The sequence below is a fragment of the Tenacibaculum crassostreae genome (assembly GCF_964512405.1).
GTDB classification, from domain to species: domain Bacteria; phylum Bacteroidota; class Bacteroidia; order Flavobacteriales; family Flavobacteriaceae; genus Polaribacter; species Polaribacter crassostreae.
Genome location: NZ_CAZELE010000007.1, coordinates 420,269 through 443,960 on the forward strand (window position 1 = coordinate 420,269; position 23,692 = coordinate 443,960).

The 23,692-nt window shown below is 33.1% G+C and carries 21 protein-coding genes; 9 read left to right on the plus strand and 12 right to left on the minus strand.

Annotated features, from left to right (window positions below):
• Positions 1-39: 39 nt before the first annotated feature.
• From ACKTST_RS12260 to ACKTST_RS12270, 3 genes are all read right to left on the minus strand, one after another.
• Positions 40-402 carry a plastocyanin/azurin family copper-binding protein gene (locus ACKTST_RS12260; RefSeq protein WP_408048032.1) on the minus strand — a complete coding sequence of 121 codons (363 nt, stop codon included), beginning with the start codon at positions 400-402 and terminating at the stop codon, positions 40-42.
• Positions 403-421: 19 nt separating this feature from the next.
• Positions 422-979 (minus strand): carboxymuconolactone decarboxylase family protein, encoded by a 558-nt coding sequence (locus ACKTST_RS12265; protein WP_408048033.1) that lies wholly within the window; start codon positions 977-979, stop codon positions 422-424.
• A 337-nt stretch (positions 980-1,316) separates the two neighbouring features.
• Entirely contained in the window at positions 1,317-2,165 is an 849-nt protein-coding gene (locus ACKTST_RS12270; protein WP_408048034.1) for a helix-turn-helix domain-containing protein, read from the minus strand.
• Between the two features lie 82 nt (positions 2,166-2,247).
• Here ACKTST_RS12270 and ACKTST_RS12275 point away from each other — a divergent pair, with 82 nt between their 5' ends.
• The 6 genes from ACKTST_RS12275 to ACKTST_RS12300 all read left to right on the plus strand — a co-directional run bounded on the left by ACKTST_RS12275 (position 2,248) and on the right by ACKTST_RS12300 (position 8,636).
• Positions 2,248-2,853 carry a DUF6973 domain-containing protein gene (locus ACKTST_RS12275; RefSeq protein WP_408048035.1) on the plus strand — a complete coding sequence of 202 codons (606 nt, stop codon included), beginning with the start codon at positions 2,248-2,250 and terminating at the stop codon, positions 2,851-2,853.
• On the plus strand, positions 2,854-3,534 hold the full coding sequence (locus ACKTST_RS12280; protein ID WP_408048036.1) for an alpha/beta fold hydrolase: 681 nt from the start codon (positions 2,854-2,856) through the stop codon (positions 3,532-3,534).
• Positions 3,535-3,872: 338 nt separating this feature from the next.
• A complete protein-coding gene (locus ACKTST_RS12285; protein WP_408048037.1) occupies positions 3,873-4,886 on the plus strand; it encodes a serine hydrolase domain-containing protein in 1,014 nt (337 codons plus the stop codon).
• Positions 4,887-5,171: 285 nt separating this feature from the next.
• Positions 5,172-5,849: a succinate dehydrogenase cytochrome b subunit gene (locus ACKTST_RS12290; protein WP_408048038.1), complete on the plus strand. Its 678-nt coding sequence runs from the start codon at positions 5,172-5,174 to the stop codon at positions 5,847-5,849.
• A 15-nt stretch (positions 5,850-5,864) separates the two neighbouring features.
• The gene (locus ACKTST_RS12295) at positions 5,865-7,880 is read left to right on the plus strand and encodes a fumarate reductase/succinate dehydrogenase flavoprotein subunit (protein ID WP_408048039.1); all 2,016 of its coding nucleotides are present in this window, start codon (positions 5,865-5,867) and stop codon (positions 7,878-7,880) included.
• Positions 7,881-7,889: 9 nt separating this feature from the next.
• Complete coding sequence (locus ACKTST_RS12300; protein WP_408048040.1) at positions 7,890-8,636, plus strand: succinate dehydrogenase/fumarate reductase iron-sulfur subunit; 747 nt, start codon at positions 7,890-7,892, stop codon at positions 8,634-8,636.
• Positions 8,637-8,699: 63 nt separating this feature from the next.
• On the opposite strand, the gene ACKTST_RS12305 is transcribed toward ACKTST_RS12300, so the two are convergent.
• A complete protein-coding gene (locus ACKTST_RS12305; protein WP_408048041.1) occupies positions 8,700-9,089 on the minus strand; it encodes a DUF1573 domain-containing protein in 390 nt (129 codons plus the stop codon).
• Positions 9,090-9,286: 197 nt separating this feature from the next.
• Here ACKTST_RS12305 and ACKTST_RS12310 point away from each other — a divergent pair, with 197 nt between their 5' ends.
• Positions 9,287-10,258: a sensor histidine kinase gene (locus ACKTST_RS12310; protein ID WP_408048042.1), complete on the plus strand. Its 972-nt coding sequence runs from the start codon at positions 9,287-9,289 to the stop codon at positions 10,256-10,258.
• Positions 10,255-10,926: a LytR/AlgR family response regulator transcription factor gene (locus ACKTST_RS12315; RefSeq protein ID WP_408048043.1), complete on the plus strand. Its 672-nt coding sequence runs from the start codon at positions 10,255-10,257 to the stop codon at positions 10,924-10,926. Before ACKTST_RS12310 ends, ACKTST_RS12315 begins: the two co-directional genes overlap by 4 nt.
• A 30-nt stretch (positions 10,927-10,956) precedes the next feature.
• Here the strand turns inward: ACKTST_RS12315 and ACKTST_RS12320 are convergent, their stop codons facing one another.
• From ACKTST_RS12320 to ACKTST_RS12330, 3 genes are read right to left on the minus strand one after another with little or no spacing between them, the layout of a single operon-like run.
• On the minus strand, positions 10,957-11,817 hold the full coding sequence (locus ACKTST_RS12320; RefSeq protein WP_408048044.1) for an endonuclease I family protein: 861 nt from the start codon (positions 11,815-11,817) through the stop codon (positions 10,957-10,959).
• A gap of 20 nt (positions 11,818-11,837) precedes the next feature.
• Positions 11,838-12,452, minus strand: a complete 615-nt coding sequence (locus ACKTST_RS12325; RefSeq protein ID WP_408048045.1) for an NAD(P)/FAD-dependent oxidoreductase — start codon at positions 12,450-12,452, stop codon at positions 11,838-11,840.
• 2 nt (positions 12,453-12,454) lie between these two features.
• Entirely contained in the window at positions 12,455-13,036 is a 582-nt protein-coding gene (locus ACKTST_RS12330) for a MarC family protein (protein ID WP_408048046.1), read from the minus strand.
• A gap of 108 nt (positions 13,037-13,144) precedes the next feature.
• On the opposite strand from ACKTST_RS12330, the gene ACKTST_RS12335 reads away from it, so the two are divergent.
• Positions 13,145-13,717 (plus strand): DUF3109 family protein, encoded by a 573-nt coding sequence (locus ACKTST_RS12335; RefSeq protein WP_408048047.1) that lies wholly within the window; start codon positions 13,145-13,147, stop codon positions 13,715-13,717.
• Between the two features lie 62 nt (positions 13,718-13,779).
• On the opposite strand, the gene ACKTST_RS12340 is transcribed toward ACKTST_RS12335, so the two are convergent.
• From ACKTST_RS12340 to ACKTST_RS12360, 5 genes are all read right to left on the minus strand, one after another.
• The gene (locus ACKTST_RS12340) at positions 13,780-14,469 is read right to left on the minus strand and encodes a fibronectin type III domain-containing protein (RefSeq protein ID WP_408048048.1); all 690 of its coding nucleotides are present in this window, start codon (positions 14,467-14,469) and stop codon (positions 13,780-13,782) included.
• Positions 14,466-18,431: a thrombospondin type 3 repeat-containing protein gene (locus ACKTST_RS12345; protein ID WP_408048049.1), complete on the minus strand. Its 3,966-nt coding sequence runs from the start codon at positions 18,429-18,431 to the stop codon at positions 14,466-14,468. The genes ACKTST_RS12340 and ACKTST_RS12345 overlap by 4 nt, the downstream gene beginning before the upstream one ends.
• A 115-nt stretch (positions 18,432-18,546) precedes the next feature.
• A complete protein-coding gene (locus ACKTST_RS12350) occupies positions 18,547-19,884 on the minus strand; it encodes a deoxyguanosinetriphosphate triphosphohydrolase (protein ID WP_408048093.1) in 1,338 nt (445 codons plus the stop codon).
• A gap of 111 nt (positions 19,885-19,995) precedes the next feature.
• The gene (locus tag ACKTST_RS12355) at positions 19,996-22,380 is read right to left on the minus strand and encodes a ribonucleoside-diphosphate reductase subunit alpha (protein WP_408048050.1); all 2,385 of its coding nucleotides are present in this window, start codon (positions 22,378-22,380) and stop codon (positions 19,996-19,998) included.
• Between the two features lie 177 nt (positions 22,381-22,557).
• The gene (locus ACKTST_RS12360) at positions 22,558-23,529 is read right to left on the minus strand and encodes a ribonucleotide-diphosphate reductase subunit beta (RefSeq protein ID WP_408048051.1); all 972 of its coding nucleotides are present in this window, start codon (positions 23,527-23,529) and stop codon (positions 22,558-22,560) included.
• Positions 23,530-23,692: the final 163 nt, after the last annotated feature.

A 23,692-nucleotide genomic window follows, 5' to 3' on the forward strand; every position in this document is an offset into this window, starting at 1 on the left:
GTGGGAGTTTTAGCATTAATCTTAAAAACCTATCTCTATTTACTGCACGTGTAATGTATATTGTGGTGTCGGGTTTAACGGACAAAAATATACATACTCGCCTTTTGTTAATGCTACTTTCTTTGATTTTGACTTGCCATTATTTTTTACAAGTGACGTTACATATGCATTTTTAATATGATGCTTTTCTTCTGTTTTTCCTTTTGGAGCTAAAACAAAACCAACATCATGACCTACATTGTTGTTTGAAATTTCAAAAACATACGTTCCTTCAGATAAGGTTAGTGTTTTCTGAGTAAATTCTCCCTTTGTTTGCTCTAAAGAAATTGTTTTAACTTCTTGTGCTTGTATTTGAAAAGCAAATCCTACGATTAAAACTACAATTGCGATTACTTTTTTCATTTTTATTATTGTTTAATTATTATACTTCTACTGAAAATTTTCCTGCTTCTACCTTCGGGAAATCTATTTCTGTCTCCGCGATATGATTCACATAATTGGTTAATGTATTCGCTACCACGTTTAACAAAATTTCTAAAATATCTCCATCGGTATAGCCCGCTTCTTTAACTTCTTTAAGTTGTTCAGAAGTTACATTTCCTCTGTTTTTGGTTACTAACTGCGCAAAATATAATCCTGCTTGTACTTTAGCGTCTATAGATTGTCCTTTTCTGTTTTCTTCGGTTTCTTCTTCGGTTAAACCGTTCATCTTTCCTATTGCTGTATGTGCAGATAAACAATAGTTACATTCGTTTTCTTCGGCAATAGCTAATGCTAATTGTTCTCTAAACTTGTTTGAAAAACTTCCGTTAGCGTTTAACTCTCCAACCGTTAAATATGTTTTTAATAATGCAGGAGAATTTCCCATTACCTTTATTAAATTAGGAATAAACCCTAATTTGTTTTGTACTGCGTTAAATAACTCTTTTGACTCTCCAGTTGTTGTTTCTGGATTTAATGTTTGAATTCTTGTACTCATTTTTTTCTATTTTAAATTTATTTCTTCGTTTTATTACAATTACACAATTCTCTATTAGGAAATTGTTCGTCGTATTCTTGGTATCCCCAACAATTTGGGCATTGGTGTTCTTCTGCTCTCATAATTCTTTGTTTTAATTTCTGATACAAAGATGCTACGAGATCACTCCTTAAAAAATGGACAAAAGTTCATAAAACGTGTACTTTTTGTTATTTATTAACCTATGTTAATGTGTTGATTGTAAAAGCACTATAAATTTGCAGTATCAAATGATGAGATATATAACCCCCTATATATTTCCCCTGAAAAAAAAGAACCCCTTAATAACTCGTGGCCCCTAAGTGTTGCGAGTTTTTTTTTGGAATTGTTTTGGCGATTCACCAGTCGCTTTAGTAAAAAAGCGCGAAAAGTAAGCAGGATCGTTAAACCCTAAATCAAAAGCTACAAACTTAATTGCTTTATCGGTGTATAATAAATGGCGTTTTGCTTCGGTAACGATTCTATTTTTTATAAAATCACTCGGAGTTTGCGTTCCTATTTTTTGAAAGTGTTTTGTCAACGATTTTGGTGAAAGCCCCAAACGATTTGCATAATCGGTAACACTGTGCAATTTTTTAAAGTTTTGCTCTACCAACAAGCTAAAATCTTTAAAAAGTTTGGTTTCTACATCTTCTTTTACAACATCATGTTCTTTTTTAATACGCACAGAATACACGATAAATTGTTTTAAAAGGGATTGCAGCATATCATACTGTGCTGTTTCTTCTAACTCAAACTCTTCAATTAAATTTTGAAGTAAAAAATCTAGCTTTTTAATATCTTTTGTTGAAGGAGTTACAAACGGAGTTTCATAAACATTATTAAACAGTACTCCGTTACAAGAAACCTCAGCATCATGGGTTTGAATGCAGTAAAAATCTCTTATAAAACTAAGTTGATAGGCTTCTTTTATATTTTCTGAAGCTACCGAAAAAACTTGACCTGGTGATAAAAAAAACAACACTCCGTCTTCAAAAGAGTAACTTTTAAAATCGATATTATACGTTCCCTTTCCTTCTTTTATCCAGAATATTTTATACTGATTTATTCGTTGAGGTGAGTTTACCACACATGCTTTTTCAAACTGAACTGTTTGTAACGAAAATATATTTTGATAAGAATAACTTTTTAATTCTTGAACCGCCATTAGTTTACATAGTTTTTGTTTTGGTCGGAAAAAAAGTGAATAGCTAACAAATCCATTGTATCTTTGAAGTAAAAGTTATTTAGTGAAAAATTTACTATTGATTGTTTTCTTATTGTCTAGTTTTTCTTCTTTTTCACAATCCAACTGGCAACAATTCAAAAAATTATCGTCTCCTAAAAAAACGTGGGTACTTTTTCATCCGTTTAAAGCAAAAAGAGCCTTTGAAATTTCAAAAGAAGCCAATCGAGTTGCCGATTCTATCAAAAAATCTCCGCTATTAGATGGAGACGCAGCAGGTGGACAAGTAGATGCTTTTCGTCATGCTTATTGGATGGCGCGCTTGCGCAAAGAAATTGGCAAAAACGCTGCTCGATCTTTAGGGAAAGCGCATGAAAAAGAGAATTACCAAACCTATAAAGAGAGAAAGTTAGAAGATGGTGTTGTACCTGATAAAATTTCTTCTGACATGGATTTGTTCAATAACGAAGTTGGTTTATCAATTTCATCAACAAAAAAAGGATTGGTTTATAAAATTATCAACCTAATTCATAAGGGAAAATTAAAAGTGATAAAGAAAGATGCTAACGGAAATTTTTTAACCTGTGATGGATTCATAATTCCACCTGACTCTTTAAAAGGAAAATGGGTAAACAATAAATGTTTGGTACACTCTAATTATAAACAGTAAATGCAACAAGTATATTTTATTTCGGGTACCATGTGTACGGTTGATTTATGGCAATTTGTGTTTCCAAAACTAGAAAAAACACAACCTGTTCATATAGACATTACACCTGCCAACTCTTTTGAAGAAATTAATGAAATTATTCTTTCGGTTATTACCGAACCCGCAATTATTGTTGGGTTTTCTTTAGGTGGATTTTCAGCAATGAATTTTGCAACCCAATTCCCACAAAAAGTAAAAAAACTTATAGTTATAGCTGCAAATACCCGTGGTTTAAACAACAAAGAAATTCAACTTAGAAAAAGCACCATTGAGTTTTTAGAAAAGCATAGCTACAAAGGAATTTCTCAAGTTAGAATTCAGCAATTTTTACACCCAGACAATCACCAAAACTTAGAAATAGTGAACATTATTAAAAAAATGGATGCCAACTTAGGAAAAGAAGTATTGATTCGCCAGCTAAAAGCCACCTCAAAACGAATAGATATCTCAGAAAAAGTATTAGAGCTTCCTATTCCAATACTTTGTGTTGTTGCTGAAAATGACGTATTAATAGAGTCTTTAGAAGTAAAAGCAGTTGCTAAAAAACTTAAAAAAGGAACTTTTATAAACATAAAAAATTGCGGACATATGATTCCGTTAGAAAAACCAAATGAACTTGCTCATATTTTAAATTTGATTTGATTCTTAATTGTTAAACAATTAACTTCTCTATCAGACAATATCAATCATTAAAACGACGGATATTTTAACCTTTGGTATTAATTATAAAATTGCAACACCCAAAAAAAATTGTCGTCTTTCTAAAACCAAAGAACAATCACATTATGAATAAAATGAAATTTAGCTTAATTGCAATTACAATAGTTCTATTATCATCTTGCCAATCAAATAAGAAAAAAGAAATTACGGACGATTTAAGAGATAAAGAAACCTCTATTCAGCAAAAGGTCGAAAATAACATATACAAAATAGACGAACATGGTAAAAATGATTCTACAGCCACGAGCATTGAATCAAGAATGGAAACTCTAAATGTTTCGGGAATTAGTATATCTGTTTTCGACAACAATAAAATCCTTTGGTCAAAAGGTTATGGTAAAAAAAATAAAGAAACTGGAGAAGATGTAAATGAGAATACTCTCTTCCAAGCAGCATCAATTTCTAAACCAGTCACAAGTGTTGCCGCATTTAAATTGATAGAAGAAAACAAATTTTCTATTAATGAAGATGTTAACTCAAAATTGAAAAGGTGGCAAGTTCCAAATAATGAGTTTACCAAAATAGAAAAAGTGACACCAAGTAGAATAATGAGTCATACTTCTGGTTTAGGTACATCTGGTTTTCAAGGTTACAATAAAAATGATTCAATCCCAACATTAACAGAAATATTACAAGGAAGTGAAATAACAAATTCGGAACCTGTACGTGTTGTTCAAAAACCAGGAGAATCAGAATTATATTCAGGTGGTGGAATGGAAGTGTTGCAAATGTTAATGGAGGATGTAACTGGAGAAGAATTTACTCAACTACTAAACATTTTAGTTCTTAAGCCAACTGAAATGAATAGTAGTTCCTTTGCTTATCCTCTTCCTGAAAAGTTGAACAGTTTAACAGCTAATGGTTATGATGAAATCGGAAACGTTATAAATGGAGGCTATCATATCTATCCCGAAAAAGCAGCAGCAGGACTTTGGACTAATCCAACGGATTTAGCTCTTTTTATGATAGCGTTGGGAAAATCATATCGAGGAGAAGATAATAGCTTATTAAGTCAAGAATCCGCGAAAAAAATGATGACCAGAGTACCAAATGCAGGCGGAATTGGGATAGGTATAGACGGAGAAGGAAAAGCTTTTCGTTTTAGACACACGGGAGGAAACGCAGGATTTGTTTGTTATGCAGTCTCTTTCGCCGACACGGGACGCGGAGCGGTCATTATGACAAACTCAGATAACGGTTTTCCTTTGATTCACGAAATAATAAGAGCCATTTCAAGAGAATATAATTGGCCCGCAATGTGGATGCGTGAGTAAAGAAAAAATGAATCGGAAAAAATAACTAATGCCTACATTGGCTATAAGTATTTCCATATTCTCGCCTACTTCTGAAAATCCTTGCGGATTTTCAGTTCTGTGTGTACTTGCGAAGTTAAGTGATAACCTACGCAACTAACCATACACAAACACGATAGCGAAACTCCTTCAAAGAAACCTTCTATTTAAACCCATTCTAAATATTTAATAAAACAATTCGCAAAGTTTGTTCAAGTAGTGTTTAGCTATTAAATTTGTGCTATTATTTAATCAACAAACAAAATAATGAGCGGATTACTAAAATCTTCTATCGGAAGAAAGTTTGCCATGGCACTTTCGGCATTCTTCCTGATGTTTTTCTTATTACAACATTTTGCAATTAACATCACCTCTATTTTTCCAGATAACGGAGCTACATTTAACAAACTATCTCATTTTATGGGAACCAATGCTTTGGTACAGTATGTTATGCAGCCTATCTTAATTTTTGGTGTAGTTTTTCACTTTGTAATGGGATTCATCCTAGAAATTAAAAACAAAAGTGCACGTAACGTAAGCTATGCTAAAAACAACGGAGCTGCAAATTCTTCTTGGATGAGTAGAAACATGATTTACAGCGGAGCGGCTATTTTAGCATTCGTAGTATTACACTTTATCGATTTTTGGTTTCCAGAAATCAACACTAAGTTTATTCAAGGTGATTGGAGTGGTTTACACGATGGAGAGTTTAGATACTTCCACGAATTACAACACAAATTCTTAAGCCCGATTAGAGTTGGTGCTTACATCGTTGCTTTTGTGTTCTTAGCCTTACACTTATTACACGGATTTAGTTCTGCATTCCAATCGGTAGGTGCAAATAATAAATATACAAGAGGGTTGAAAACTTTTGGTAAAATATACGCAATCGGAATTCCTGTAGGTTTCATCATCATTGCTTTATTCCACCACTTCAATCACTAATAAAACCACTTAACTATGGCAATTTTAGATTCAAAAATACCAAAAGGTCCATTAAAAGATAAGTGGACAACTTATAAAGATAAAATCGACTTGGTAAACCCTGCTAACAAGCGTTTAATTGACGTAATTGTAGTAGGTACAGGTTTAGCAGGAGGTTCTGCTTCTGCAACATTAGCAGAATTAGGGTACAACGTAAAAGCGTTTGCTTACCAAGATTCTCCTCGTCGTGCGCACTCTATTGCAGCACAAGGAGGTATTAACGCAGCAAAAAACTATCAAGGAGATGGTGACTCTTTTTACCGTTTATTTTACGATACAGTAAAAGGTGGAGATTACCGTTCTCGTGAAGCAAATGTGTATCGTTTAGCACAAGTTTCTGCAAACATCATCGATCAATGTGTGGCACAAGGAGTTCCTTTTGCACGTGATTATGGTGGACAGTTAGATAACCGTTCGTTTGGTGGGGTGTTAGTATCTCGTACATTCTATGCGAAAGGGCAAACAGGTCAGCAGTTATTATTAGGAGCCTATTCAGCAATGAACCGTCAAATTGCTCGTGGTAAGATTGAAATGTTCAATCGTCATGAAATGTTAGACGTTGTTATTGTTGATGGAAAAGCACGTGGAATTATTGCTCGTAACTTAGTTACTGGTGAAATTGAGCGTCACTCTGCACATGCAGTAGTAATTGCTTCTGGTGGATACGGAAACGTATATTTCTTATCAACCAACGCAATGGGGTCTAACGCAACAGCAGCTTGGAAAATTCATAAAAAAGGAGCATTCTTTGCAAACCCTTGTTATACACAAATTCACCCAACATGTATTCCACGTTCGGGAGACTATCAGTCTAAATTAACCTTAATGTCAGAGTCGTTACGTAACGATGGTCGTATTTGGGTTCCGAAGAAAATGGAAGATGTGTTAGCTATTAGAGAAGGAAAATTAAAGCCTACTCAAATCGCTGAAGAAGATAGAGATTACTACTTAGAAAGAAGATATCCTGCCTTTGGTAACTTAGTACCTCGTGATGTAGCTTCTCGTGCTGCAAAAGAACGTTGTGATGCTGGTTACGGTGTAAATGCTACTGGTGAAGCGGTGTATTTAGATTTTAAATCAGCAATTGAGCGTTACGGTAAAGAGCAAGCTAAATTGAAAGGTATTGAGAATCCTTCAGCAGCTAAAATCACTGAATTAGGTGAAGCTATCGTAGAAGCTAAATACGGAAACTTATTCCAAATGTATGAGAAGATTGTAGATGACAATCCATACAAAACACCAATGATGATTTATCCTGCAACCCACTATACAATGGGTGGAATTTGGGTAGATTATAACTTAATGACGACTATTCCTGGTTGTTATGCTATTGGTGAAGCTAACTTCTCTGATCACGGTGCTAACCGTTTAGGAGCTTCTGCTTTAATGCAAGGTTTAGCTGACGGATACTTCGTATTACCATACACTATTGGTGATTATTTATCGGATGATATTCGTACTGGAAAAATTTCAACAGATACTAAAGAATTTGAAGAAGCTGAAAAAGCGGTTAAAGATCGTATCGATTTCTTCATCAACAATAAAGGAGAGCATTCTGTAGATTACTACCACAAGAAATTAGGAAAGATTATGTGGGATAAATGTGGAATGGCGCGTAACGAACAAGGTTTAAAAGAAGCAATGGCTGAGATTAAAGAGTTACGTGAAGATTTCTGGAAAAACGTAAAAGTTCCTGGTGATGCTAACGAAATGAACCCTGAATTAGAAAAAGCTGGAAGAGTAGCTGATTTCTTAGAATTAGGAGAATTATTCGCTAAAGATGCCTTAAACAGAACCGAATCTTGTGGAGGTCACTTTAGAGAAGAATCTGTTGAGTTAGATGGTCCACAAAAAGGAGAAGCAAAACGTGATGATGTAAACTTTGCATACGTTTCTGCTTGGGAATATAAAGGAGAACCAGCTGATGCTGTTTTACACAAAGAAGAATTAGAGTTTAACGATATTGAATTAAAACAACGTTCATACAAATAAGAGAGAATTATGAATTTAACACTTAAAATTTGGCGTCAAAAAAACGCAAGTGATAAAGGAAAAATGGTCGAATATAAGGTGACCGATATTTCTGAGCATATGTCTTTCTTAGAAATGATGGACGTATTAAACGAGCAATTAGTTAACACTGGCGAAGAGCCTGTAGCGTTTGACCACGACTGTCGTGAAGGAATTTGCGGTATGTGTTCTATGTACATTAACGGTGAAGCTCACGGACCAGATCGTGGAGTAACTACATGTCAGTTACACATGCGTATGTTTAAAGATGGTGATACAATTACTATTGAGCCATGGAGAGCAGCTGCTTTCCCTGTAGTTAAAGATTTAGTGGTTGATAGAAGTTCTTTTGAGCGTATTCAACAAGCGGGTGGTTATATTTCTGTAAACACTTCTGGTAATACTACAGATGCTAACGCAATTTTAATTCCGAAAGAAGATGCTGATAAAGCGATGGATGCTGCTACTTGTATTGGTTGTGGTGCTTGTGTAGCTACTTGTAAAAACTCATCTGCAATGCTATTTGTAGGAGCAAAAGTATCTCAATATGCGTTGTTACCTCAAGGACAAGTTGAAGCTACTGAGCGTGTTAAAAACATGGTAGCGCAAATGGATTTAGAAGGTTTTGGTAACTGTACCAATACTGGAGCATGTGAAGTTGAATGCCCGAAAGGAATTTCTTTAGAAAACATTGCTCGTATGAACTCTGAATTCTTAAAAGCAACTTTAAAAGGATAAGAATTTATCAGTTTAATAGATATAAAAAACCGAAGCTTTGCTTCGGTTTTTTGCTTATTAGAACTATACCTTTTCTTTTTCTGAATTTTTTTCTTCAGTAACAATTCCCTTAATTTTCAACATCTTTCTTGATGTTTTTGCGTTTGAAATAATCGTAATCGCTTTAGAGAACCCTCCTACTCTCTTTGTATCATACGAAACTTCAATTTTACCTTTCTCTCCAGGCATAATTGGCTTTTCTGGTTTTTTTGGAACTGCGCATCCACAAGCAGATTTAATGTCTTTAATAATTAAAGGAGCATTACCAATATTGGTAAATTCAAATACACGAACTCCGTCATCGCCTTTTGTAATTTTACCATAATCGATTGATGCTGTTTCAAATTGAAACTCTTGTGCGTTTGCTGTGAAAGCTATCAAACAAACGGCTATACATACTACAATTGTTCTCATTTTTATTGTTTTTTAGTTAGTACTCTTGTTTTATTTAGTTTCGAATTTACATGACAACCTATTGATGAAAAAATTTAAAGTACACACTACTTATAAACCTGTATAAACAACTTACCAAACGTTGTTTGTACCTAACAACGTGTAGTTGATACTTTCTACTTTGATTCTACCCTATATTTTAGTTACTTTGAGAAAGAATGAGTTTTATAAAAAAACATAGTGCAGAAATCTTAATTCACCTACTATTTTGGGTGTTATTTACATTCATTTCACTGTTTGTATTTACACCATATTATTGGGCTGAAAATCCGTTTTTACAATACTTTTTCATTCTGCTGATTATAGTTTATACAAACAACCTTTTTTTACTTCCGTTGTTTGTAAAAAAGAAATGGTATGTTTTGTACGGAGCTGTTTTTTTACTTATTTCTGTAGTTGCAACACAATTGTATTGCAATGTTTTTGCGCGTTGCGGATGCTCTATCATGAAATGTTTAAGCGATTATTTATGGCAAACATTGGTTCCGTTATTATTTTTCTCATTTACATGGATGTTATTTAAATTTTTAGATGGACAAGAAAAACTAGCACAAACAGCACAAGAACGAACAGAAATGGAATTAAAATTCCTTAAATCACAGATAAATCCGCACGTGTTGTTAAACAATTTAAACACGATTTACGCCTACTCTATAGACAAACCTAACCAAACCCCCGATTTAATCTTAAAACTATCTGAAAACTTAAAACACGTGCTTTACGAAACCAACACAGAAACCGTTTCGTTAGATAAAGAACTACAGTTTATACAAAATTATATCGATTTTCAAAAAATACGAACTGAAGGGATAAAAGAAATTAAGTATCAATTCAACACAGATAGTGAGCAATATCGTATTGCTCCGCTTTTGTTAATTACTATTATAGAAAATGCTTTTAAACATAGCGTTGCTCATAGTAAAATTGATATAATAATCAATGCAGAAAACCAGCAATTAACTTTGGTAAGTAGTAATCAATATAACAGCAGTATTAAGGAGAATAGTAACGCTATTGGATTAGAAAATTTGAAGAAAAGACTATCGTTAATTTATCCTAAAAACCATACGCTTTCAATAGTTAAAGAAGAAAACAGGTATACTGTTGAACTCAAAATACAGCAACTATGAAATGTATAATTATTGAAGATGAATTACCAGCACAAGTTATATTGAAAAAGTATTTGAGTAAAATTCCTGATACAGAATTACTCAATACATTTCAAACAGCAATGAAAGCAAATGAATTTTTTAAAGAGAACACCGCTGATGTTGTTTTTCTCGACATTAATTTACCTGATATTTCTGGATTAGATTTTATAAAAACAGTTAAAAATCCGCCTAAAATAGTTATTACAACCGCTTATCCTGATTATGCTGTGCGCAGTTTCGAATTAGATACTATTGTAGATTATTTGGTGAAACCATTTTCTTTTGATCGATTTTTAAAAGCTATAAGTAAAGTTGAAAGTCAGTTGGTAAAACCAAAAGCTTCAGAAAAAGAAGCTATTTACTTGAATATTGATAAAACTATACACAAAATATATGTAGAAGATATTTTGTATTTAGAATCTGACCGAAATTATATTCATTTTGTAACCTCGACAAAAAAGCTAACCATTATAGATTCTTTGAAAAACTGGAAAGAAACATTGAATCAAAAACAATTTGTTCAGATACACAAATCATACATTATAAATCTTGAAAAAGTTGAAAAATATACAGGAACAACTGCATACATAGAAGGTGAAAAAATCCCTGTAGGAAGAACTTATAAAAACAACCTATTGACTCTTTAAAAGAATCAATAGGTTATCTATAAAACGGGATTATTCCCAAGTGTTTTCTGCTGCATCACCGTTCCATATTACCGTAGCTAAATACGGATTATCTATAAACGGATTTCTATTTCCTTGAATAGTAGCCAACACATTATTACGTTGTTTTTCTAATTCTGAAACCGGATCATCAGCATTCCATTGTAATAATAAAGTAACCATATTGCTATCTGAAGTTGCTACAGAACCAACTGCTACATTCTTTGGTAAACATCTACTACCATAACGTAAATACATATACATCATCATTCGGGCTACATCTCCTTTCCACTCATCACCAGGGTACCAATTACCAGAAACATCTCCTGCAGTACCGCTTCCTGCAGCAAATAGTTTATTTCCTCTTTGAGAATTAAAAGTAACATCAGAAGGTCTTAAATGATGCGCATCTGCCCCAGGTCCTGAAGTTCCTAAATTTGGAATACCTAAAGATTTAGGGTATACATGCTCTCTATTCCAATCACCAGAATTACCACCATTCGAATCTTTATCACGAGTTCTATCATTTACAAGACTAGCATCGTTATCATCATACCCATAAATTAACACCACTTTATTACTATTAGTAGGATCTAAATCTGATTGCTTTAACGCATCCCAAACTCCCGGTGTGTATGTTAAATTAGTTGTGTGAGAATTAATTATTGTTGTAGCTAATTCATCTTTTAATGAGCTTCCTGTTTTAGTAAAATCAATGTCTTTGTAGTAATCAACAATATCAGAAGGTATTGTAAAACTTCCTGAGTTACCATTAGATATTACTTCTACAGGTGGTACTATTTCATCCTCACTTCCACCTCCACAATTTATAAACAATGCTAACATTGCTATAAGTCCTAATACTTTCTTCATAATCTACTCCTTTTAATTATTTAATTTATTACTCTCTTATCATGCACCTTAGTTGGTACATTTTCATTCCACACTGTTAAAATATCGGTTGCAACACTTGCTCCACTACCTGCAGCTATAGCAAATTGACTTCTCCAACCTGCTAGTGTACCGCAAACATATAATCCGTCTTTAATTAAGTGGTTAAAGTTACGCAATTGTATTCTATCTTTCATTGCATTTGCACGAATATGTCTTTCTACATATTGCTCTAATCCAGCGATTTCAAATGGCTTTGAATAATTTAATGCTATTACTACCATTTTGCTAATGTACTCTGCTTTATTAGTAACTACTTTATACGCCTCTCCTTCTTCTAAAACAGCAATAACTTTTTCATTTTCTACCTGTACTACTTCAGGGTATAGTTCGCTTAATTGCTTCTTTCCTTCTTCTAAAATATCTTTTCCTAAAGTTCCTGGAGTTAACCCTAAGACATTGTTAAATAAAGCATCTTGTAAATGAGAAGCTCTTTGATGCAAGATTATTCCCACTTTTTTTTCTTTAGCATACTCTTTGTTAAGCGCCGAACCTAAAACTAAGGCACACTGCATTCCTGATACTCCTCCTCCTACAATAAGTATGTCAAAAACCATTTTTAAGCTAATAACATTTTAATATTTGCTGCAAATAACTTAACAGCAATAGCTAATAAGATAACACCAAATACTTTTCTAATAATTTTAATTCCGTTAGGACCAATCATTCGTTCTATCTTAGATGATGTTTTTAACACTATATATATTACAATAACATTTAAGAAAACAGCTACAATTATATTTTCTAAGTTAAATTCTGCACGTAATGAAAGTAAGGTTGTTAAACTACCAGGTCCTGCAATTAATGGAAATGCTAATGGAAAAACAGTTGCGCTTAACGCTTCTTCTTCATCTTCCTTATATAAGGTTATCCCTAAAATCATTTCTAAAGCAATGAAAAACAAGATAAATGATCCTGCAACTGCAAATGAATGCACATCGATACCTATTAGGTTTAATAATCGTTGTCCTACAAATAAAAACAAAATCATAATAAACCCAGCAATTACAGAGGCTTTTTCTGATTGAATGTGTCCTACTTTTTTACGTAAATCAATAATAATAGGAATATTTCCCACAATATCAATTACCGCAAATAATACCATAAAGGCTGTAAAAATTTCTTTAAAGTTAAAGTCCATAGTTGATGTTTTTCGTGTGCAAAATTATATAAGTAATGTTACAATCTAGTATTTTTGCATTTAAATTTACGTGAAGTTGTTATAAACTTTCATTTTTAAACTCATTTTATGTTTCAATTAGGAAAAACCATTGTTTCAGAAGATCTTATAAAAAAAGAGTTTGTCTGTAACTTGTCTGCGTGTAAAGGTGCTTGTTGTATTGACGGTGATGCGGGTGCTCCACTTGAAAAAGAGGAAACAAAAATTTTAGAAGAAATATACCCTAAAGTAAAACCTTTTTTAAGGAAAGAAGGAATTGCTGCTATTGAAAAACAAGGAACATGGATTACTAGCGATTTTGACGAACTAGAAACTCCTTTAATTGACGATGCTGATTGTGCTTATGTTATTTTTGATAATAAAGGAACTGCTTTATGTGCAATTGAAGAAGCTTATAACCAGGGTCTTATAGATTGGAAAAAACCCGTTTCGTGTCACCTATACCCTGTTCGTGTTAAGGATTACAGTGAATTTGCAGCAGTTAATTACCATAAGTGGGAAATATGTGATGATGCTTGCTCATTAGGTAAAGAATTACAAGTACCTGTATATAAATTTGTAAAACAAGCATTGATTAGAAAATTTGGACAAAACTGGTACGATGAACTGGAAAATGTTGCCGAATCACAAATAAAAAGATAACCTTATTAAATAAAAAACGACGCTTTTAAAGCGTCGTTTTTTATAACTATTATCTTGGTTTATTAGTTTACTTTGAAACTCCAAACTTGTCCTATTGATTTTGCTCCTGCAACATCAATTGTATTTACTTTCCAATAATACGTTTTACCTGTTTCAACATCAACATTTAAAGTTTTTGCTGAAGTGTTTTCTTCCTTTATACTTGGGTTAGTATCTTCTCCAAAAAACACATCATATTTCAATGTATTATCGTCTGAATCAGAATCAGCACCTTTCCACTCTAGAGTTACAGTAGTTCCAGAAACTGAACTATCATCAGCTGGTTTTACTAATTCAGCAGTAAACGGAGCAATATTACTTTCTCCTTCTCCTTTAGTATAAAAAGCAAATACAGAAGATGGTGTTCCTTCTTTACCTTTACTGTCAACTGCAGTTACTCTCCAATAATAAGCTACTCCTTTATTTAAAGTAATAGAGACTTGAGAGGCACTAGCTGTTCTTGTTGTTGGTTCATTAGTAAGCTCTCTGTTCTTCGCTATTTCAACTTTATAGCTGATATTATCGTTATTAGGATCTGTAGCATCTGACCAATCAAACGGAATTGTATTGTTAATACACAATAAATTCTCAGTAGGATACACTAAATTTACTGTAGTTGGTGCTTCATTTGCTGGTTCTTTACTTCCTCCACCTCCACAAGCAACAAATAAAGGAAGTGAAAATAAGGCGATTGTTTTTATTACTTTTCTCATCGTTTTAATACTTTAAATGTGTTTGTGTTATTGTTTCCTACTTTTAATAAATAAGTTCCTGAGTTAAATCCATCAAATGGAATTGATAATTCGTTTCCTTGTTTTTCAAAAGCTCCTTCTAAAATTATTTTTCCTTTGATGTCGTATAATCTAATATTCAATTTAGATTCAGCGTCATTAGGTAACAATAAGTCTATAGTATTAGAAACCGGGTTATGTTTTAGGAAAATATTATCAATAATAACATTTGATTTTCCTTCACACGCTTTAGCAGTTTTAACCTCTAAAACTCCACTACCTTCTACATTAACATTAAATGTAGATGTATTAAAAGTATCAACTAAATTACCATTTAAATACACTGTATAAGGAGCAGTACCTGAAGTAACATTTACCGTATAATTTTTTGATGCAGCATTTTTAGCTACTTTTAAAGCAACAGGAGCTGATTCACCAATAGTAACTTCAAAACACTGAGTATAATCGTCTCTTTCGTTTACTTTTACACATACTTCATAAGTACCTGGAGCCAAATCAGTAAACTCTACTGACGTTGTTGTTAATTGTTTACTTAAATCTGTCGATGTATTTTTAACTGTCACAGTATAACTCACAAACGTTTGTTTAACACTTACTGTTATTTTCCCATCGTTTTGATCAGAACATGTTTCTGAAGTAGTTTTTACTGTAATGTTGTCTCTGTTTTTATAGCTCGTATCACAAACATCACCAACTCCATCTCCATTTCCATCTTTCTGATCTGGATTTTTAGTAGTTAAACAGTTATCTACATCGTCCATAACACCATCTCCATCGGTATCTTGACAAGCGTCTCCAACTCCATTCTCATCAGTATCCTTTTGATCAGAATTTGCATTAGTTGGACAGTTATCATTAATATCTAAGATACCATCTTCATCAGTATCTTGACAAACATCTCCAATTCCATTTGAATCACTATCTTTTTGATCAGCATTAGGAGTATTTGGGCAATTATCTTCACTATTCTTTACTCCATCTCCATCTGCGTCTCCATTAGGATCTAATATGAATTTTCCAGAAAAAATTCCTCTACCATATGTTGCAGCAAAAACAGTATTATCATCTCTAAGATCTAGATCTAACACAGGTACATTACTCATTCCATTATACGACTGAGTCCAGTTAGGTGAAACGTCATTAAAATTACTTGTTTTCCAAACTCCTAGGTCAGTTCCAACAATTACTTCATTAGTACTTAGTGGATTCTGTAATATTGTTTTTACAGGGATGTCTGGTAAATTCCCTTCTTTACTTACCCAATTCGTTCCTCCGTCACTAGAATACCAAATACTTTTCACACCATAATTATGCATGGTTACAAAAATTTGGTTTTCATTTTTACCAAACTCAATATCAGATACTGACCCTACAAATTCATCTCCTGTAATTTCTGACCAATTTCCTAATCCTGAATTAGCATTTTCTACTTTAAGAAGCTTTCCGTTTTTCAATCCAACATATAACTTGCTAGAATTTACTGTGTATGGAGAGATTTTTAAAACTGATGGTTCAGAATTCATTAAACCATTTTTTAATATATTTTTAGATATAGCCCCCAATAAGTTAGCATATCTTCTTATTTGATAATTATTTCCTGAAGAATAATTAGAGTATAAAATGTTTAGATGAGAATCTAATTCTTCTTGATTAATAAAGTCTCCATTAGACTCATCTTCATCGTTAATAATAATACCTTGATTGTTAACTAAGTTTCTTAGTGTTATATAACCATTATACACATAATTAGTTATATAATATTTATCAGAACCATCAACATCAAAAAAACTTGCCGCACCATCACCTCCTGCAACTCTATCTGAGCTATTAATACCAGATGATGCATTTTTTATTAACTGTGTTCCATTATCTTGGGCTCCTGCAATAAAAAATTCTTCTCCATCAAATGCCGTAGTTGGAGCTACTCCTATAGTATAAAACTGAACGGTATTATAATTACTATTTCTTGCCTCAATAGTAGCACCTGAATTGTTGGAAAAATAAACACCTCCATCATTACCAAATATCATTCTATTAGAAGAAGCAAATGCTAAACCGTGTTGATCAGCATGCACCAACGAAGCACCTAATGTATTTAATCCAGGATTGTTAGACCATTTCGAAATTTGCTGCCAAATAGCACCTCCGTTAACGGACTTAAATAAATCTATACCTCCAACATAAATTATATTTTCATTGTTAGGGTCAACTTTAATTAACAAATCATAAAAAGACTGACCTCTAGTAAAATCATTTGCCGGAATATCATTATCTGCATCATTTGGTAGCGCTATTTCATTAATAGTAGCAAATCCATTCGTTGTTTTAAAAATCTTTACTGGTGCAGAACTATCATTCATTTGTGCTAATACATAAACTGTACCAGCATTAGTAGGTGAGGTAGCTATTTCTGTTCTTAACCCTTTTTCTATTGTTTGTACTAAGGTAAAGTCACTTCCATTAATAGATTTAAGAATAGCTCCTCCTCCATCTCCAAATGATGAACTTCTTGTTGTGCTAACATAAATAGAGTTATCAAATGCTAGTTTAATATTGTTAGGCACGTAATTATTTCCAAGATCTGTTCTTGGTAAGTTCAATTTAGTAAAATTTTCGCCATCTGTAGATTTATATACCCCAATAGAATCACCACCTAGAGAAGTGAAACCATGTCTATAGAAAACATCACCAACTGCAATGTAAACTTCAGATACTCCTCCATTATTCCTTACAGCGATATCATTAATGTGGTGTATTCCTGAAACCGTAGAAATACCATTTACTGCATCAAAATTCCCACCTGTTAAAGTAACTTCTACATTTTCTGATTCTAAAGTCGAAATTAACGATTCGCCATCTGCTTTGCTAATCATTACAGAAGGAATATTTACATCTGGACCATCTGCACCTGCCGCCATATTAAAAGGGTTAGTATCTTGATTATTTACAACAATTATAGCTACTGCACCTGCTTGTTGAACTTTTAATGCTTTTAATGAAAAATTACAAGAACCTCTTCTAACGATAGCTATTTTTCCATTTAAGTCTGAGGCATTCGTTATAACATCACAGGCATCACTAGTATCGGTTGATGAAAATGATGCATCAGAATTATCATCCACAGCTAAAACAATTGAACTAGTAATTGGAGTCGGTATTTTCTCTCCAAAAGCTTTAGATAATACAGCTACATAATCTTTTGCTATTGCAGCAGGAGAATTAACCGTTAACTTTACATTATATTCTACTGTAGAGCTATTTAATTCTCTTCCTAATACCCTATTCCATGTATTACCTCCATCTGTAGACTTCCATAAACCATCACCGTTAATTTCTCCATTAACATATGTTTCTCCAGTACCAACATAAAAGATTTTGTTATCGTTAGGATCAACAGCAATACAAGAAACTGCTAAGTTCTCTGGAATTCCTACGCGAACCCATTTTGAACTTGGGTTAGAGATATTCGTGTTTTTCCATAAACCTCCACTAACACCTCCCGCAAAAACGGTTTCATTAGTAGTGTCATTTGGGTCAAAAATTAAAGCTCTTGTTCTTCCTCCTACATTATCAGGTCCTCTTTCTACCCAAGCGTTGTCTGCATCACCAGGAACTTTTAAACCTGCTCTACGCTTGTTTAATTCTTCTTGAAGTTTGTAGATGTTTTCTTTATGGGTTTTTCCTGTACTTGGATTGATCTCACTTAAATATTTTTGTTCAAAATAAGCATTAGGTGGTAACCCTTGAGCTTTTCTTTGTTTTTTTGGAAGCTCTGCTGTTTTTTGATAAGGATGATTCTTTAAGTATTCTGCATGTTGTTTTCTTAATTTATCAATTTCAGTTTCATTAGTAACTGACATTTTAAAAACAACTCCAGTTATAGCTATTAATAAAAAGCTAAATAAAAGTATTTTTTTATTCATAATACAATGGTTAATGAACTAGTATAACAAGTTATTCTTGCTTTACCCTAATAATTTTTGCAATAATATGTTAAACTGATAGTTTTCAACACAAAAAACTGATTTTTAACATGTTCTAACTAATATTCCCCATTAACTTTCTATGTAAACGAATTGCAAATCCGTCAGATAAACCAGCAATATAACTACATACTTGCATAATTCTATCATATAGTTTTGGTCTCTCTTGTTGGTATTCTTCTGGTAGTAAATTCAATACTAATTTATCGTAATTTGACTGAGTACCATCAAACTTATTGTTAAGAGCTGTAACAAAAACATCCAATAAATCAGCTATAATTTTATACCCTGCTACTTCTTTTTCTACTACTTCTTTGCTTCGGTATATTTTATCAATACTAATTTTTATAATATCGTTTATTTGTGCCTCGTATTTGCATTTATCAAGTAATCCTTTATCAAAAGCTCCGTTTAAAATAGCTTCCTCGTTTTCTAAAAAGATGGTTACTGCTTCATTAATTAAAACTCCAATAGCTAAGGCACGCAAATAGCTTATACGATCTTTTTTATGTTTAAGCGAATGATATTTTTTACTATCAATTACATCTTTTACTAGTTTAATCATGTACTCTAAAGCATAGTCTTCATCTATTAAACCAAGATTTATTCCGTCTTCAAAATCGATAATTGTATAACAAATATCATCTGCTGCTTCAACTAAATATGCAAGTGGATGACGGTAAAAAGAAATTCCTTCAGGTTCTTTTTTCAATAAGCCTAAATCTTCAGCAACTTCTAAAAAAGCTGATTTTTCAGATTGAAAAAAGCCATATTTTTTATCTACAATGTGTTTTGTTGGTTTCTTCGGAAGGCTTTCTTTCGGGTATTTAATAAAAGCCCCTAAGGTTGCATAACTTAAACGCAAACCACCTTCGATACCTTCTCTACTTTCGGTAAGAATTTTAAATCCGTTCGCATTTCCTTCAAAATCAATTAAATCTTGATATTCTAAATCGGTTAGCTCATTTTTATACTGAAGTCCCTTTCCTGTTTTAAAATATTCTCCAATCGCTTTTTCTCCAGAATGCCCAAACGGTGGATTTCCGATATCGTGCATTACCGATGCTGCTGCTACGATAGCTCCAAAATCGTTAAACGTATACCCTAGTTCTTGTAACTTCGGATGACGCTCTAACAACACTTTTCCTACACGTCTTCCTAAAGTACGTCCAACAACCGACACCTCTAAACTGTGTGTTAAACGAGTGTGCACAAAGTCGGTTTTTGATAGTGGAATTACCTGTGTTTTATCTTGCAGACTTCGAAAAGCCGAAGAGAAAATAATTCTATCAAAATCTACCTCAAAACCTAAACGAGTTTCATCTTGATCTATTCGTTTACGTTTTTGAGTGTCTCCAAATCTTTTTAATGAAAGTAGTTGCTCCCAGTTCATCATTTTAACTAAAATTTTGTCGAAAATACTAAAAAAGAGAAGCCTTTCGACTTCTCTTTACCGTTTATTAACCTAATTGTTTTTACCCTTCAAATAAAAACACTTAACTTTTTAAGATCCGCACATTAAACAATCGTCTGGACCTGCGTTTTTAGAAGCTTCTACCATTGCCTTAAATTCTTCAGGACTCATTGGTTTGTCTTCTTCTTTCTTTTCTACATTTAACGTGAATTGCTTCGCGTTTACTGCAGATTTTGTACGTAAGTAGTACATTCCTGTTTTTAATCCTGATTTCCATGCATAGAAATGCATTGATGTTAACTTACCAAAATCTGGATCTTGCATGAATAAGTTTAACGATTGAGATTGATCGATAAAATACCCTCTATGGCGTGCCATATCAATGATATCTTTCATACTCATTTCCCAAACTGTTTTGTATAACTCTTTTAGCTCTTGTGGAATAGTTTCAATATGTTGGATAGATCCGTTTGCACGCATAATATCTTCTTTCATATCGTTATCCCATAAGTCTAACTCTACTAAATCTTCCAATAAGTGCTTGTTTACCACGATAAACTCTCCTGATAATACTCTACGAGTATAAATGTTAGAAGTATATGGTTCAAAAGCTTCGTTGTTTCCTAAGATTTGAGAAGTAGAAGCTGTTGGCATTGGCGCTACTAATAACGAGTTACGCACTCCGTGTTTTTTTACTTCTTTGCGTAATTTACCCCAATCCCAACGACCACTTAATTCGTCGTCATTAATTCCCCACATGTTGTGTTGGAATTCTCCTTCTGACATTGGTGAACCTTTAAATGTTGAGTAGGCTCCTTTTGCTTTAGCTACTTCCATTGAAGAAGTTACTGCTGCAAAGTATAAAGTTTCAAATATCTCTTGATTTAACTTCTTAGCTTCATCACCTGTAAACGGTAAACGTAACATGATAAAAGCATCGGCTAATCCTTGAATACCTAATCCTACCGGACGGTGACGGAAGTTAGAATTTTCTGCTTCTTTTACTGGGTAATAGTTACGATCGATTACTGTATCTAAGTTTCTAACCACTTTTTTAGTTACCTCAAATAACTTGTTGTGGTCGAAAAATTTGTTTCCATTTTCATCTTCAGCTACAAACATTGGAATTGCAATTGATGCTAAGTTACATACAGCAACCTCATCTTCTGCAGTGTATTCCATAATCTCGGTACATAAATTTGAAGAACGGATGGTTCCTAAATTCTTTTGATTCGATTTACGGTTTGCCGCATCTTTATACAACATGTATGGTGTACCTGTTTCAATTTGTGATTCTAAGATTTTCTCCCATAAATCACGTGCTTTGATAGTTTTTCTTCCTTTACCAGCAGCTTCGTATCCTGTATACAAACGCTCGAACTCTTCACCATAGGTGTCGTATAAATGTGGACATTCGTGTGGGCACATTAACGTCCAATTTCCATCTTCTTGAACACGTTTCATGAATAAATCAGAAATCCACATTGCATAGAATAAATCACGCGCACGCATTTCTTCTTTTCCGTGGTTTTTCTTTAAATCTAAGAAATCAAAAATATCAGCATGCCAAGGTTCTAAATACATCGCGAAAGAACCTTTACGTTTTCCTCCTCCTTGATCTACATAACGAGCAGTGTCATTAAATACACGTAACATCGGTACGATTCCGTTAGAAGTTCCATTGGTTCCGCTAATGTAAGATCCTGTTGCACGGATATTGTGAATAGACAACCCTATACCTCCAGCTGATTGTGAAATCTTAGCTGTTTGTTTTAAGGTGTCGTAAATTCCATCGATACTATCATCTTGCATTTGTAATAAGAAACAAGACGACATTTGTGGTTTTGGTGTTCCTGCATTGAATAAGGTTGGGGTTGCATGGGTAAAGTATTTTTTACTCATTAACTCATATGTAGCAACAGCCTCATCAATATCTTCTTTGTGAATACCAATAGCAACACGCATTAACATTTGTTGAGGACGCTCAACAATATTACCGTTTAACTTTAATAAATAAGAGCGTTCTAATGTTTTAAAACCAAAATAATCGTAGTTAAAATCACGACTGTAAATAATTGTAGAATCTAACTTATCAGCATTATCCATGATGATTTTATATACGTCATCTGCTAATAAAGGTGCTTTTTTTCCTGTACGTGGATTTATATAATTGTACAAATCAGTCATTGTTTCTGAGAATGACTTTTTTGTGTTTTTATGTAAGTTAGATACGGCAATTCTTGCAGCTAATTTTGCATAATCTGGGTGTGCAGTTGTCATGGTTGCTGCTACTTCTGCTGCTAAGTTATCTAATTCAGAAGTTGTTACCCCATCATACAACCCTTCAATAACTCGCATGGCAACTTTTACAGGATCAACAATATTGTTTAATCCGTAACACATTTTTCTAACCCTTGCTGTGATTTTGTCGAACATCACAGGCTCTTTTCTCCCGTCTCTTTTTACTACATACATATTAAAATTGGTTTTAGTTGGTTAATAGTGTTGCTAAAACACATTGTTTTTGGCAACATGCAAAATGTTAATAATTTGGTTGTTTCTTACTCGAAACGATTTATAAGCTAAAGCACTTTAATCGTGCTTTAGCTGAGTAATACTGCATGTAGGGGAAAAATAGCAGTCTATTGGTTTCTAAAAATCTGCATCAAAGCTGATGCTTCCTGTACCACCTGATTTTACACCAGCTTTTTGGTACTCTGATACTCTTTTTTCAAAGAAATTTGTTTTTCCTTCTAATGAAATCATTTCCATGAAATCAAACGGATTGGTTGCTTCGTATTCTTTTTCACAACCAAATTCTAGTAACAATCTATCTGTTACAAACTCTAAATATTGCGTCATTAACGTAGCGTTCATACCAATTAAACTTACTGGAAGCGATTCGGTAATAAACTCTCTTTCAATATCTAAAGCTGAAATGATAATTTCTCTAATTCTTTCTTTTGGCACTTTGTTTATTAAGTGATTGTTGTGTAAGTGTACCGCAAAATCACAGTGCATTCCCTCATCACGAGAAATTAACTCATTAGAGAATGTTAATCCTGGTAATAACCCACGTTTCTTTAACCAGAAAATTGAACAGAACGACCCTGAGAAGAAAATCCCTTCAACCGCAGCAAAAGCTATTAATCGCTCTGCAAACGAATCAGACTCAATCCATTTTAATGCCCAATCAGCTTTCTTTTTAATGGCTGGAAAAACTTCAATTGCTTTAAACAATTTATTTTTTTCCTCTTCATTTTTAATATAAGTATCTATTAATAATGAATAGGTTTCAGAGTGAATGTTCTCCATCATGATTTGAAAACCATAGAAGAATTTTGCTTCTGAATATTGAACCTCGTTTACAAAGTTTTCTGCTAAGTTTTCGTTTACAATTCCGTCAGATGCAGCAAAAAACGCTAAAATATGTTTGATAAAATAACGCTCATCATCTGTTAATTTCGTATTCCAGTCATTTAAGTCTGAATGTAAATCAATTTCTTCCGCAGTCCAAAAACAAGCTTGTTGTTTTTTATACCATTCCCATAAATCGTTATGTTGAATTGGAAAAATTACAAATCTGTCTTTGTTTTCTTGTAAAATTGGTTCGATAGATGCCATGCTTTTTTAAGCTCTTTTTAGTGTGTTATTTTTCTTACTGAGGGGAGAAACAAAGATTGAAAAAAATGCTAAAAATTGAAAGGTATACTTATTCACAAATCCCTTGAAGTTTTTAACAAATTGCAGAAATTTACTTGGTTTTTACTTTTTAAACACTTTTATA